Source organism: Butyricicoccus sp. AM78-15b2TA, from assembly GCF_027665985.1.
GTDB classification, from domain to species: Bacteria; Bacillota; Clostridia; order Oscillospirales; family Butyricicoccaceae; genus Agathobaculum; species Agathobaculum butyriciproducens.
Genome location: NZ_JAQEHY010000003.1, coordinates 94214 through 106463 on the forward strand (window position 1 = coordinate 94214; position 12250 = coordinate 106463).

Genomic DNA, 12250 nt, shown 5'->3' on the forward strand with positions numbered 1-12250 from the left:
TTCGCCGTGCTTTCCCAAAGGGAAACGGGAGTCCCAAGAGGGTAGAAACCGCAGGTGTCTACCCTTTGGGTTTCCCCGGCGAAACCGCCGGCGTTCCCCTCGCCTCGAAGGCGAAACCCTTACGTTAAATAAGCGCCATCGAACGCAGAATGAACAGCGTCAATGTCAGCGTAACCGCACTCAACGCCGTGCTGAGCACAATGATCGACGATGACAGCACATGATCACCGCCCATATTTTTCGCCATAACATAACCGGACGCTGTGCTCGGCGCACCGCACAGGATGACGATGGCCACCAGTGTCTGCTCGCGGAAGCCGAGTGCCACGCCCATCGGCAGAAAGATAACGCTCAGCAGCACCAGCTTGATAAACACGGCTGCACAGGTCGGGCCCAGTTTTTTGATTGCCTTTGCGCCCTCAAAGCCCGCGCCGATGCTCAGCAGCGCCATCGGCGTTGCACAGTTACCCAGCATGGACAGACCCTTGTCCAGCATCGGCGGAAAGTCGATTGCCAGGAGCGAGAACGGCAGACCCGCGAAAATGCCCAGTATGATCGGGTTGGTGATGATGCCGCGCAGCGTTTTGCCGACCAGGCCGCGGTGGTCCGCCTGCTGTGCGTCCGGCGCGGTGACAGTCAGCACCAACACCGAAAAGATGTTGTACAGCGGCACGCTTGCCACGATCATCAGCGGCACAAGACCGGCATTGCCGTACAGATTCTGCACAAAGGCCACGCCCAGAATCGCCTGCGAGCCGCGGAACGCGCCCTGTGTGAACGCGCCAACCATGCTCTTATCTTTAAGAAAGAGGGACGCGCCGATCCAGACGGCAAAAAAATACACCGTCGTCGCACCCGCGCAGAAAAAGAAAAACACGGGGTCGAACTGCTCGGTGATGCGTCCCTGCGCGATATCGCGGAACAGCAGGATCGGCAGCAGCACCTTGAACGACAGACGGTCGATGTCGGTCAGCGTCTGCTTGGTGAAAAAGTTTTTGCTGCGCAGCCAGCGGCCAAGCACGATGATCGCAAAAATCGGCACGGTGGCATTCAGACAGAATATCAGGTTATCCATTGGTTTCTCCCTCCACGGCTGCTTCCTCGTGGCGGAAGAAGTCCTGCAGTTTCTCCAAGCTCTGCGCTAAAAGCGCGGTCTGCTCGGGTGAGAGCGTGTCCACCAAAGACGCGATCATGCGCTCGTGAAAGTCCTTGTGGTACTCGTAGGCGGCTCTGCCCTTGTCGGTGAGCATGATATTGACAACGCGGCGGTCCTCCTGGCTGCGCACGCGGCGCACCAGTCCCTTGGAGACCAGCTTGTCGCACGCAACAGTCAGCGTGGCCAGTGTTACGCCGATTGACCTGGCAACCTCGCTCATACGCACAGGTTCCCTGTCACCGATCTTCTCGATGATATGGATTTCGGTGATGGACACCGCGCTGCCCAGTCCGCCGGCCATAGCACGTTCTTCGATTTTGTTGATCCGGCCGAACACATCGACCAGAAAGGAATTGAGCTGCTCTGCGTCTTCCATGTTCGTGCTGTCCCTCCGTTAGTTCGTTAATCTAACTAAATATTAGCATAAAATTGTCGAGCTTGCAACAAAAAAGGCGCAATCGAATGATTGCGTCAATGGATATAGGATTTTTCGAGCTAAATAATGAAGAATGGAAAATCGACGTGGTCGTGAATCGGTTTGGAAAACGGCGGGGTGAGGGCAGCCCGCCCTCACCCCGCCGTCTATCGGATTGGCACCATTGATAATGAACAAATGAAACCGTCACATACGCAGCACAAACGAAACTTGCGCAAGGATAGGGCATTTTCAATTCTGCATCATTTCACTGTGCATTTGTGCATTTTTATACAGACTTACACATTGCACAGTGCCGCTATCGCGGCCCTCAGGAGGGCGCTCAGCACGGCGAGCGTAATACACAGGAAATACGGCATCCTGCACGTTCGAAGCGAATACCGTCCGGTGGCTTCACCGCCCTGCCAGACCATCGAGCACGCGGCAAGCAGCGCGGAGACGCTCAGCACGGCGGGTACGCCGGCTGCTCCGATGATGAGGGCGTTTCCTTCTCCCACGCTGACCGCGACGGTCATGGCAAGCACGAAGCCGCGTGCTGCGGCAACCGCACTCAGCAGCAGCTCTCTCGGGCGCAGAAAGGCGCACACGAGCGGCAGCAGCACCCAGATGAGCGCACACAGTGTGCTCTGCACCACATGCGCGGGCAATTCAGCCAGCAGACCGGAAAGCACCGCCGCGCCGTCCCCTTCGCCGGCCCGCAGACCGGTCAGACCGCCCGCCGCTGCACCGCACAGGAACATCGCACACAGGAACAGGAACACCGGCGTCCGCACCAAATCGTCAAAAAAACCGAGAATATGCTGTTTGTTCATACGTCTTCCCCCTTGGAAAAGTCATAGAACAGCATATTCCCGGTTTTATCTTTTTAGAACAACAGACGGACTTAGCCTTCCTCGTTGATCATCTCGCACATCGCGTCCACCATGTCCTTGCAGGGCTGGCGCAGGAACGGGCGTGCCTTTTTGTTGATCTCGTAGGTTGCATACAGCTTGCCTTCCTCGTCACGGTGCAGCACGGCCGCGATCAACTCGGTTGCAGCGGCGATGCGGTCAGCCAGGTACGCAAGATCCACCTTTTCGCTGTCGCACACGGAAACCACCACGCGCTTCTGCGAACTGCTGGAAATCTTGGCAAGCTCGGTCGGCATTTCACGCTTCGAAGCGGTGAGCAGCACGATCTCACTCTTGATCACGGCAGCAAGTTCGTCCTCGCAGATACGAACCTCGTCGTAGCCCTCTGCAGCCTTGCAGGCCGCCGCATTCTTCGCGGACAGGAACAGATTGCGCTGCGGTATGACCTCCTTCTCCAGGATGGCGCGGATCAGCTTCTGAAGATATTCACCTTCACCAAGCACAGAAACCAGTACATTCTGCGGCATAATATCATCTCCTTCACAGGGCAGTACAAATACAAGAGCAATTATACGCACAAACAGCCCGTTTCGCAACGGATTTTACGGATTCTTTTTACAATTCATCACTTCGACTGATTTGCACAAATTTTATCCATTGCCTTTAGGTAAATTGCACATTCCAGACGCTTACGCTCCATCTCGCAGCCGAGGTCGTAGGAGTCGTTCATGTCGTGGTTCATGTTGTAGTTTGCTGCCGAGCAGCCACCCGAGCAGTAGAACTTTGCCCAGCACTTCTGGCACTTCGGACGAGAATAGATGTTCATGCCGGCAAACTTCTGCGCGATGTCCATATTGAAGGACTGGTCGAGCACACTGCCCTGCTTGAACTCATCCTTGCCGACAAACTGGTGGCAGGGATAGATGTCGCCGTCCGGCGTTACGGCCACATACTCATAGCCCGCACCGCAGCCGCGCAGACGCTTGACAACGCACGGACCCTGATCCAGATCGACCATGAAATGGAAGAAGGTAAACGGCTTGCCTTCCTTCTTACGCTCGAGCATGATATCGGTCAGACGGTCGTACTCGGCCTCAATCTTCGGCAGATCGTCCTCGGTCAAGTCGTAGCCGCAGCCCGGGTCAGCCGTTACCGGCTCGACGGAAAGGCGGTCAAAACCTGCATCTGCAATGCTCAGCACATCCTCAGCAAAATCGAGATTGTGCGAAGTGAACGTGCCGCGCGCGTAGTAATCGAGGTTCGGGTCACGCTCGTCCACCAGTGCCTTGAACTTGGGCACGATGGTGTCGTAGCTGCCCGTACCGGCTACCGTCTTGCGGAACTCGTCGTTGACCTCGCGGCGGCCGTCGAGCGACAGCACGCAGTTGTCCATGTTCTCGTTGATGTACTTGCGCTTGTCCTCATCGAGCAGCAGGCCGTTGGTGGTGATGGTGAAGCGGAACTTCTTGTTATGCTTCTCCTCCAGGCTGCGGGCATAATCGACCGTCTGGGTAACGGTATCCCACGCCATGAGCGGCTCACCGCCGAAGAAATCGACCTCGATGTTGTGACGCACGCCGGAACGCGCGATAACAAAGTCGATGGCCTTCTTGGCGATCTCAGGCGGCATGATCTTGCGGCCCTGACCAAAGTCGCCAGTGGATGCGAAGCAGTACTTGCAGCGCAGGTTGCAGTCGTGCGCTACGTGCAGGCACAGAGCCTTGACCGGTGCATTCACCGGAATGTAGCGGCTTACGTCGATGTAGTCATCCTGCGCGAACAGCTGACCGGCCTTTTTCAGCTCGTACAGCTCGTCATATGCCTCGCGGATCTCGTCCGCGGTGTAGTCCGGCAGGGCGTCAATGATGCTCTGCGGACAGGTATCACCCATGTTTTCATCCAGCAGTCCGGACACTGCATAGCTGATATCATCGAGCAGATGTACCGCGCCCGAATTGACATCGAGCACGAAATTCAGCCCTTTTTTCTGATAACGATGAATCATTTATTTTCCTCCGATATACAGGAACAAGGCGCACCCGCAGGCGCGCCTTGCATATTCCTTTTAAGCGTGATTACTTTGCGTGCTCGCACTTCTGGTTTGCCACGGTGCAAGAGGTCTTGCATGCGGACTGGCAGGAAGTCTGGCACTCGCCGCAGCCGCCGTGTGCTGCAGTCTGCTTCAGGGTTGCAGAAGTCAGGGTAGAAATATGCTTCATTTGATTTCCCTCCTATTTTTTGATGTGGCTGTAACGCTTCTTTTTCCGCATATTGGCACCGGCGTAACCGCCCAGTGCCGAGGCGATCAACGAGCAGAGCAGGCTGATCACCGTGCGTACAAAATGAATGGATTGACCGAGCGGCAGCACCGCAACGATCAGCAGGATCAGAAAAACCGCAAAACCTGCGCCTAGCGACCAGTAAAACTGTTTTTCGCCTGCGCGCTTTGCAGCGACCAATGCAGCAAGCGCACTGCCGAGTGCAAGGAACACCAGCGCACAAGGCGCTATTGCACCCTCTGCCAATGTGCCGCGGTGAACGAGCACCGCACCGAGCAGCATCAGCAGCAGAGTACCGAGCAATCCGGCAAGCACCGATGGTAAAAGGATACCGACCGGCGACTGACCCTCATTGGTTTTTCTCATCATTTCATAGCCTCCCGCCGAATTTTATTTATATGTCATGCTATTCGGCAAGAAATGGGGTTATTACTTTGCGTCCTTCTTTGCTTCCTTGGGCGCCTCGACCGTCTCGGTCGCCGGAGCCTCCTTACCGCGGATCGCCCAGCGGTAAATCTTGAGCTTCGTGCGGTCGCTCGAAGACTCGATGACCAGAACGTCGTCCTTGATGCTGACTACGCGGCCGATAAAACCACCGATGGTGGAAATCTCATCACCGATCTCGATGGAGTTACGCATATCGCGCTCCTGTTTGTCGCGCTTGCGCTGCGGACGGATTAGAAAAAAGTAGAATACGACGATCAGAACTACAAACGGCAAAAACTGCGCGATGATCGCGCCATAATCCGACAGAGCCGGCATTTTGTCCAATGCCATAACCATGGTTACACCTCCCTATGCAATTTGCTGTAAATACTCACTATATTATACTGGATATTCTGTCAAATTACAAGTCCTTTTTGGAGGCAATACCACATAATTCAGCTGCGGCGCTTTACGGAAATTTTGTATCCTGATGTCGGCCCCGGTTCCTTGCGCGAGTTCCATCCGCGCTGCCGCAATTTCTTGCAGTACACAAAGTATTGCAAGAAACCGCGCCTAATCAGTACGCAAAATTTACTCGTAAATCGCTCTTGCTGTATTATGCGGTACTGCCTCTTTATTTGTGCTACTTAAGCTATTCACAGCATAAAATAGCAGTATCTTATCGAAACGAGGTGCTGACCATGCTTTTCCCTGCTTTATTTGCGCTCGGCGGCGCATTTTTCTTCTTTGTGCTGCGTGTACAGGGCGCGGACGGGTCGTTTCCCAAGCCGCTCACGCCCGATGAGGAGGCGGTTCTGCTGCGCCGCATGCAGCAGGACGGGGACGCCGAGGCACGGGAAAAGCTGATCGAGCACAATCTCAGACTGGTAGCACATATTGTGAAAAAATATTACGCCGTAAGTACAGAGCAGGACGATCTGCTGTCCATCGGCACGATCGGGCTGATTAAAGCGGTGAACACCTTTAAGGCGGATAAGAATATCCGCCTGGCGACATACGCCTCCAAATGTATCCAGAACGAGCTGCTGATGTATTTCCGGCAGAAGCGCAAGAGTGCGGGCGAGCTTTCGCTCTCGGACACGCTCGAGTCGGACGGTGATGGCAATGCGCTTGCCCTGCAGGATATCATCTGCTGTGAGGACAGCGGTCTGTCCGCCGTTGAGGAGCAGGACCGATACCATGCCATGCACCGCGCGCTGGCAGGCTGTCTCTCTCCGCGGGAACGCGAGATCATCCGCCTGCGGTACGGCATCGGTCTGGCATCTCCCCTGCCGCAGCGTGAGATTGCCGCGCGGCTGGGTATTTCGCGCAGCTATGTTTCGCGCATTGAAAAGCGTGCGCTCGAAAAGCTGCGGGAGGCTCTCGAACGCGAGGGACGGCCGCCGTAAAAGCGGCGGTTGTCCCCTTCCGAAAAAAATTTTAATTTTTTTGAAAAAAGGGGTTGACGAATCTCGAATTTTGATATATACTAAACAAGTCGTCAGCGATGAGTCATCAAAAACGACAGCAAAACTTAACAAATAGCCGAATTGTGTAAAGGTAGCACGACAGACTCTGACTCTGTTTGTGAGGGTTCGAATCCTTCTTCGGCTGCCACCGAAAACCGTCTTTTTTTGAAAAGACGGTTTTTCTTTTTCCTTTTCGTGGTTTTCCTGTGACGGCTATTTGACAGACGGTCTCTCTCCCGATATACTAAAGTATATGTAAAGGAGCGATTACCATGTTTTGCATGAACTGCGGCACGCAGCTGCCGGACGGCGCAAAATTCTGCATGAACTGCGGCACAAAGGTCGGTGAGGTCGGCGCAGGTGCTGTCCCCTCCGGCAAAAAATATCCCTCGTACGCGATGCTGTATCCGAACAGTATGGCTTATCTCGAGTCCCCTGCCTATCAGCGCGAGCGCGGTCTGATGAAGCAGTCCGAGCTTGGCGCGACGCCGTATGCGGGCTTTGATTTTACCAACTATGTTTCTCTGGACGACGGCACGTTGGTCGGCTTTGTGTTCGGGCACACCGCGCGTTACCGCGCTGCCGAGGACTTTGGCTACAATCTCTACCGCCTGAATCCGGACGGCACAGCTGTTTTCCTGAATGCCGGCTGCAGACGCGGCGGCTCCGAGCTGTATGTACAGGACGGAAAAGCGCACTGGACGGTGAATGGAGAAGCATTTTCCGCATCTATTTGAGCATTAAGGCACCTGATATCAGGTGCTCTTATTTTTTGCATAATTTTTCGTAAAACCGCTTGACTTGGAGCACACTCCAAGTGATAGAGTGAGTTTAGAAAAAATATTCAGGAGGAAAACTATGTATATCGAGAACATCAACGGTCCCGCTGACGTGAAGAAGCTGAACATTAAGCAGATGACCGTGCTTGCGTCCGAAATACGTGATGCACTGCTGACCAAGCTGAGCCGTCACGGCGGCCATTTCGGTCCGAATTTCGGCATGGTAGAGGCAACCATCGCACTGCACTATGTATTCGAGTCCCCGAAGGATAAGTTTGTATTCGATGTTTCCCACCAGTCCTATCCGCACAAGATGCTGACCGGCCGCAAGGACGCTTTTCTCTACGAGGAGCACTACGACGACGTTTCCGGCTACAGCAGCCCGCACGAGAGCGAGCACGACCATTTCACCATCGGTCACACCTCCACCTCGGTCAGTCTGGCCTGCGGTCTGGCCAAGGGCCGCGACCTCAAGGGTGAGGGCGGCAACGTGGTCGCTATCATCGGCGACGGTTCGCTCAGCGGCGGCGAAGCGCTCGAAGCACTCAACTATGCGGCAGAGCTGGACGGAAACCTGATTATCCTTGTCAACGACAACGATATGTCCATCGCGGAGAATCACGGCGGTCTGTATCAGAACCTGTGCCTGCTGCGCGAGACGGGCGGCAAGGCCGAGTGCAACCTGTTCCGTGCGATGGGTCTGGATTACCGCTTTGTAGCCGACGGCAACGATATTGCTTCGCTGATCGAGGCATTTAAGGCCGTAAAGGACAGCAGGCAGCCGGTTATTGTGCACATCGTCACCCAGAAAGGCAAGGGCTATGCGCCTGCCGAGCAGCACAGGGAGGCATGGCACTACTGCGCTCCGTTCCATCCGGAGACCGGCGAGCCGCTGATGGACATAAGCGGCGAGTGCTACGAGAGCATCACGCTCGACTTTATGATGAAGAAGATGCAGGCCGATCCGTCTGTGTGCATGATCACCTCGGGTACGCCGACCGTGCTTGGCTTCACCGAGGAGATGCGCAAGAAGGCAGGCAGGCAGTTTATCGACGTAGGCATCGCCGAGGAGAACGCGGTCGCGCTGGCGTCCGGTATCGCGGCAAACGGCGGCAAACCGGTCTACGGCGTGTACAGCACGTTCATTCAGCGCGCTTATGACCAGATTTCGCAGGACCTGTGCATCAACAGCAACGCAGCTACCATTATCGTTGCGTGGGGCTCGGTTTACGGCATGAACGATGTAACGCATCTCGGTCTGTACGACATTCCGATGCTGGCGAACATCCCCAACCTAATTTATCTGGCGCCGACTACCAAGGAAGAATATCTGGCAATGCTCGACTGGAGCATTGAGCAGAACGAGCATCCGGTCGTTATCCGCATGCCGGGCGGCGCACTGGTTTCGGACGGAAAGGCTGTTACCAAGGACTTCGGCAGGCTGAACACCTACGAGGTTAAGGAGAAGGGCGCAAAGGTCGCTGTCATCGGTCTGGGTTCGTTCTACCCGCTCGGTGAGCAGGCGGCGGCGCTCATCAAGGAAAAGACCGGCGTACAGCCGACTCTTATCAACCCGTACTATATCACCGGCGTGGATACTGACCTGCTCGAGAGCCTCAAGGCGGAGCACGATGTGGTCATCACCCTCGAGGACGGCGTACTCGACGGCGGCTTCGGTGAGAAGATTGCGCGTTTCTACGGCGACTCTGACATGAAGGTACTGAACTTTGGTCTCAAGAAGGAGTTCCTCGACCGCTATGACGTAGACGAGGTACTGAAGGACAATCATCTCACCGTAGAACAGATTGCGGAGGATGTGGAGAAGGTTCTCTAAAAATCGCGCGTAAGCGCGCATAAAATAGCATTTGCTCTGCAAATGCAAGAAAACCGAGGACATGCGCCACGCAGTGCGGCCAAAAAGCCGCGCAAGGATAGCGTTCGGTTTTTTTACTTCTGGAGGGAGAAAGTTTCTGAATAGGAACTTTCGGACGACTTTGGAACGGCCCACGGTCCGTTCCTGCTTGTCGGCGGAACCGTGGTTCCGCGACAGCCCAAACACGAAAGGCTTCGGAGCAATGCTCCGAAGCCTTTCGTGCTGTATGTCAAGTTTGGGGAGGTTTATGCCAGTCCAAGTTCCTTTACACGAGCCTGTGCCGCTGCCAGACGTGCGATCGGCACGCGGAACGGCGAGCAGGAAACGTAATTCAGGCCAACATTGTGGCAGAACTCAACAGAGGACAGGTCGCCGCCGTGCTCGCCGCAGATGCCGAGCTTGATGTCCGGGCGGGTGCGCTTGCCTTCTGCAACAGCGAAGCGAATCAAGCGGCCTACGCCATTCTGGTCCAGACGAGCGAACGGATCGGACTCGAGGATCTTCTTGTCGAAGTAGGTCTCCAGAATGCGGCCCACGTCATCACGAGAGAAGCCGTAGGTCATCTGGGTGAGGTCGTTGGTGCCGAAGGAGAAGAACTCTGCTTCCTTGGCCACATCGCCTGCGGTGACTGCGGCACGCGGCGTCTCGATCATCGTGCCGACCATATACTTCATCTTCAGGCCGGACTGCTCGATCAGCTCGTCAGCCTTAGCCTTGATAACCTTCTTTACGAAGCGCAGCTCATTGACCTCGGATACCAGCGGAACCATGATCTCCGGCGTGATATGCAGGTCGTCTTCCTTCCAGACGTTGATAGCTGCGGATACAATAGCCTCGGTCTGCATCTCGGCGATCTCCGGATAGAGAACGTCCAGACGGCAGCCGCGGGTACCCAGCATCGGGTTGAACTCGTGCAGGCTTTCTACCTTGCCCTTGAGCTTGTCGAAGGATACGCCCATCTCATCGGCCAGCTCCTTGATCTCGTCATCCTCGTGCGGGAGGAACTCATGGAGCGGCGGGTCAAGCAGACGGATGGTAACCGGCAGGCCGCCCATCGCGCGGTAAATTGCCTCAAAGTCGCCGCGCTGCATCGGCAGGATCTTGGCCAGAGCCGCCTTGCGCTGCTCGAGCGTATCGGAAATAATCATCTCACGAACCGCCTTGATGCGGGCCGGCTCGAAGAACATATGCTCGGTACGGCAGAGGCCGATGCCTTCTGCGCCGAACTTGCGAGCCTGCGTTGCATCACGCGGGGTATCGCCGTTGGTGCGAACGTGCAGGGTGCGAATCTCGTCAGCCCAGCCCATAAAGCGGCCGAAGTCGCCGGTCAGCTCAGCCTCCTGCGTTGCGATCTCGCCGAGGTATACGTTGCCGGTGGAGCCGTCGAGCGAAATAACGTCACCCTCGTGCACTACCGTGCCGTCGGCAAAGGTCAGGGTCTTATCCTCTTCGGAAACCTTGATGCCGTTTACGCCTGCTACACAGCAGGTGCCCATGCCGCGGGCTACTACGGCTGCGTGCGAGGTCATGCCGCCGCGGGCGGTCATGATGCCTTCGGATACGGCCATGCCGTCGATATCCTCCGGAGAGGTCTCCTGACGGACGAGGACAGCCTTGATTCCGGTCTTGTGGGCCTTAGCTGCAGCATCTGCGGTGAAGTAAACCGCGCCGCAGGCTGCACCGGGAGATGCCGGCAGGCCGGTGGTGATCGGCGTAGCTGCCTTGAGAGCTGCCGGATCGAACGTCGGGTGCAGAAGTGCGTCAAGCTGCTTTGCCTCGACCTTCATAACCGCCTGCTCCTTGGTGCAGACGCCTTCGTCTACCAGATCAACCGCTACCTTGAGCGCTGCCTGTGCGGTGCGCTTGCCGTTACGGGTCTGCAGCATGTAGAGCTTGCCGTTTTCGATGGTGAACTCCATATCCTGCATATCGCCGTAATGCTTTTCAAGGCGGCTGGAAATGTCAACAAACTGCTGATAAACCTCCGGCATGGTATCTGCCAGCGCGGAGATCGGCTGCGGGGTGCGGATGCCGGCTACAACGTCCTCGCCCTGTGCATTCATCAGGAACTCGCCGTACAGCTTCTTTTCGCCGGTGGCCGGGTTGCGGGTGAAGGCTACGCCGGTGCCCGAGGTCTCGCCCATATTGCCGAATACCATGGACTGTACGTTTACGGCAGTGCCCCAGCTGTGCGGGATGTCGTTCATACGGCGGTAGGTGTTTGCACGCGGATTGTCCCACGAGCGGAATACTGCGCGGACAGCCTCCATCAGCTGCTTCTTCGGGTCCTGCGGGAAATCTTCGCCGAGGGACTTCTTGTAGTGATCCTTGAACAGGACGATCAGCTCGGACATATCGTCCGCGTCCAGTTCATTATCCATCTTAACGCCCTTTTTGTCCTTTACCTGGTCGATAAACTGCTCGAAGGTGGACTTAGGCAGCTCCATAACAACGTCAGAGAACATCTGAATGAAACGGCGGTAGGAATCGCGTGCGAAACGCGGGTTATTGGTCAGCTTGGCAACTGCTTCGCAGATCTCGTCGTTCATGCCGAGGTTGAGGATGGTGTCCATCATGCCGGGCATGGATGCGCGCGCACCCGAGCGAACGGATACGAGCAGCGGCTTCTCGGGATCGCCGAGGGTTTTGCCGGTAATCTTTTCAAGCTGATCGAGGTAAAGCAGAATCTGATCCTGAATATCCGGATAGATGGTCTTGCCGTCCTCGTAATAACGGGTGCAGGCCTCGGTGGTGATGGTGAAACCCTGCGGCACAGGCATGCCCAGTCCGGTCATTTCAGCCAGATTGGCACCCTTGCCGCCAAGCAGCTCACGCATTTTGCCGTTGCCCTCCGGGAACATGTAAACATACTTTTTCATTTGGGTATTTCCTCCGTTTCGATTGATGCTCTCTCTAATACTCATTCTCTTTATCACGCAAGCACATTATAGCACGTTAGCGGTGAAATATTCCATTGTAGT

12 protein-coding genes and 1 tRNA gene are annotated in these 12250 nt (G+C 55.7%); 4 read left to right on the forward strand and 9 right to left on the reverse strand.

From position 1 onward, the window contains the following. Positions 1-124: 124 nt before the first annotated feature. The 8 genes from PGS25_RS04210 to yajC all read right to left on the reverse strand — a co-directional run bounded on the left by PGS25_RS04210 (position 125) and on the right by yajC (position 5505). The gene (locus PGS25_RS04210) at positions 125-1075 is read right to left on the reverse strand and encodes an AEC family transporter (RefSeq protein WP_118284652.1); all 951 of its coding nucleotides are present in this window, start codon (positions 1073-1075) and stop codon (positions 125-127) included. Continuing rightward, a complete protein-coding gene (locus PGS25_RS04215; RefSeq protein ID WP_118359970.1) occupies positions 1068-1532 on the reverse strand; it encodes a MarR family winged helix-turn-helix transcriptional regulator in 465 nt (154 codons plus the stop codon). Before PGS25_RS04215 ends, PGS25_RS04210 begins: the two co-directional genes overlap by 8 nt. A gap of 338 nt (positions 1533-1870) precedes the next feature. Then, a complete protein-coding gene (locus PGS25_RS04220; protein ID WP_118728818.1) occupies positions 1871-2404 on the reverse strand; it encodes a hypothetical protein in 534 nt (177 codons plus the stop codon). Between the two features lie 71 nt (positions 2405-2475). Beyond that, entirely contained in the window at positions 2476-2970 is a 495-nt protein-coding gene (locus PGS25_RS04225) for an NAD(P)-binding domain-containing protein (RefSeq protein WP_118478096.1), read from the reverse strand. A gap of 98 nt (positions 2971-3068) precedes the next feature. Continuing rightward, on the reverse strand, positions 3069-4448 hold the full coding sequence (scfB, locus tag PGS25_RS04230) for a thioether cross-link-forming SCIFF peptide maturase (RefSeq protein ID WP_118728816.1): 1380 nt from the start codon (positions 4446-4448) through the stop codon (positions 3069-3071). Between the two features lie 70 nt (positions 4449-4518). Beyond that, positions 4519-4662, reverse strand: a complete 144-nt coding sequence (gene scfA, locus PGS25_RS04235) for a six-cysteine ranthipeptide SCIFF (protein WP_110435348.1) — start codon at positions 4660-4662, stop codon at positions 4519-4521. Positions 4663-4674: 12 nt separating this feature from the next. Beyond that, a complete protein-coding gene (locus PGS25_RS04240) occupies positions 4675-5091 on the reverse strand; it encodes a TIGR04086 family membrane protein (RefSeq protein WP_117751058.1) in 417 nt (138 codons plus the stop codon). A 60-nt stretch (positions 5092-5151) separates the two neighbouring features. Further along, on the reverse strand, positions 5152-5505 hold the full coding sequence (gene yajC, locus PGS25_RS04245; RefSeq protein ID WP_242988051.1) for a preprotein translocase subunit YajC: 354 nt from the start codon (positions 5503-5505) through the stop codon (positions 5152-5154). A gap of 344 nt (positions 5506-5849) precedes the next feature. On the opposite strand from yajC, the gene sigK reads away from it, so the two are divergent. The 4 genes from sigK to PGS25_RS04265 all read left to right on the forward strand — a co-directional run bounded on the left by sigK (position 5850) and on the right by PGS25_RS04265 (position 9230). Next, positions 5850-6557, forward strand: a complete 708-nt coding sequence (gene sigK / locus PGS25_RS04250; RefSeq protein WP_110435350.1) for an RNA polymerase sporulation sigma factor SigK — start codon at positions 5850-5852, stop codon at positions 6555-6557. A 134-nt stretch (positions 6558-6691) separates the two neighbouring features. After that, positions 6692-6765 (forward strand) — tRNA-Gln (locus PGS25_RS04255). Between the two features lie 124 nt (positions 6766-6889). Then, positions 6890-7354 carry a zinc ribbon domain-containing protein gene (locus tag PGS25_RS04260; protein WP_202183504.1) on the forward strand — a complete coding sequence of 155 codons (465 nt, stop codon included), beginning with the start codon at positions 6890-6892 and terminating at the stop codon, positions 7352-7354. A 121-nt stretch (positions 7355-7475) separates the two neighbouring features. Next, entirely contained in the window at positions 7476-9230 is a 1755-nt protein-coding gene (locus PGS25_RS04265; protein WP_270417804.1) for a 1-deoxy-D-xylulose-5-phosphate synthase, read from the forward strand. Positions 9231-9514: 284 nt separating this feature from the next. Here PGS25_RS04265 and ppdK read toward each other — a convergent pair whose 3' ends face one another. After that, the gene (gene ppdK, locus PGS25_RS04270) at positions 9515-12148 is read right to left on the reverse strand and encodes a pyruvate, phosphate dikinase (RefSeq protein ID WP_270417805.1); all 2634 of its coding nucleotides are present in this window, start codon (positions 12146-12148) and stop codon (positions 9515-9517) included. Between the last annotated feature and the right edge of the window lie 102 nt (positions 12149-12250).

Excerpts from the sequence above, each read along its gene's own strand:
- PGS25_RS04210 (WP_118284652.1), bottom strand. The coding sequence starts at position 1,075 with ATGGATAACCTGATATTCTGTCTGAATGCCACCGTGCCGATTTTTGCG.
- PGS25_RS04215 (WP_118359970.1), bottom strand. The coding sequence starts at position 1,532 with ATGGAAGACGCAGAGCAGCTCAATTCCTTTCTGGTCGATGTGTTCGGC.
- PGS25_RS04220 (WP_118728818.1), bottom strand. The coding sequence starts at position 2,404 with ATGAACAAACAGCATATTCTCGGTTTTTTTGACGATTTGGTGCGGACG.
- PGS25_RS04225 (WP_118478096.1), bottom strand. The coding sequence starts at position 2,970 with ATGCCGCAGAATGTACTGGTTTCTGTGCTTGGTGAAGGTGAATATCTT.
- scfB (WP_118728816.1), bottom strand. The coding sequence starts at position 4,448 with ATGATTCATCGTTATCAGAAAAAAGGGCTGAATTTCGTGCTCGATGTC.
- scfA (WP_110435348.1), bottom strand. The coding sequence starts at position 4,662 with ATGAAGCATATTTCTACCCTGACTTCTGCAACCCTGAAGCAGACTGCA.
- PGS25_RS04240 (WP_117751058.1), bottom strand. The coding sequence starts at position 5,091 with ATGATGAGAAAAACCAATGAGGGTCAGTCGCCGGTCGGTATCCTTTTA.
- yajC (WP_242988051.1), bottom strand. The coding sequence starts at position 5,505 with ATGGTTATGGCATTGGACAAAATGCCGGCTCTGTCGGATTATGGCGCG.
- sigK (WP_110435350.1), top strand. The coding sequence starts at position 5,850 with ATGCTTTTCCCTGCTTTATTTGCGCTCGGCGGCGCATTTTTCTTCTTT.
- PGS25_RS04260 (WP_202183504.1), top strand. The coding sequence starts at position 6,890 with ATGTTTTGCATGAACTGCGGCACGCAGCTGCCGGACGGCGCAAAATTC.
- PGS25_RS04265 (WP_270417804.1), top strand. The coding sequence starts at position 7,476 with ATGTATATCGAGAACATCAACGGTCCCGCTGACGTGAAGAAGCTGAAC.
- ppdK (WP_270417805.1), bottom strand. The coding sequence starts at position 12,148 with ATGAAAAAGTATGTTTACATGTTCCCGGAGGGCAACGGCAAAATGCGT.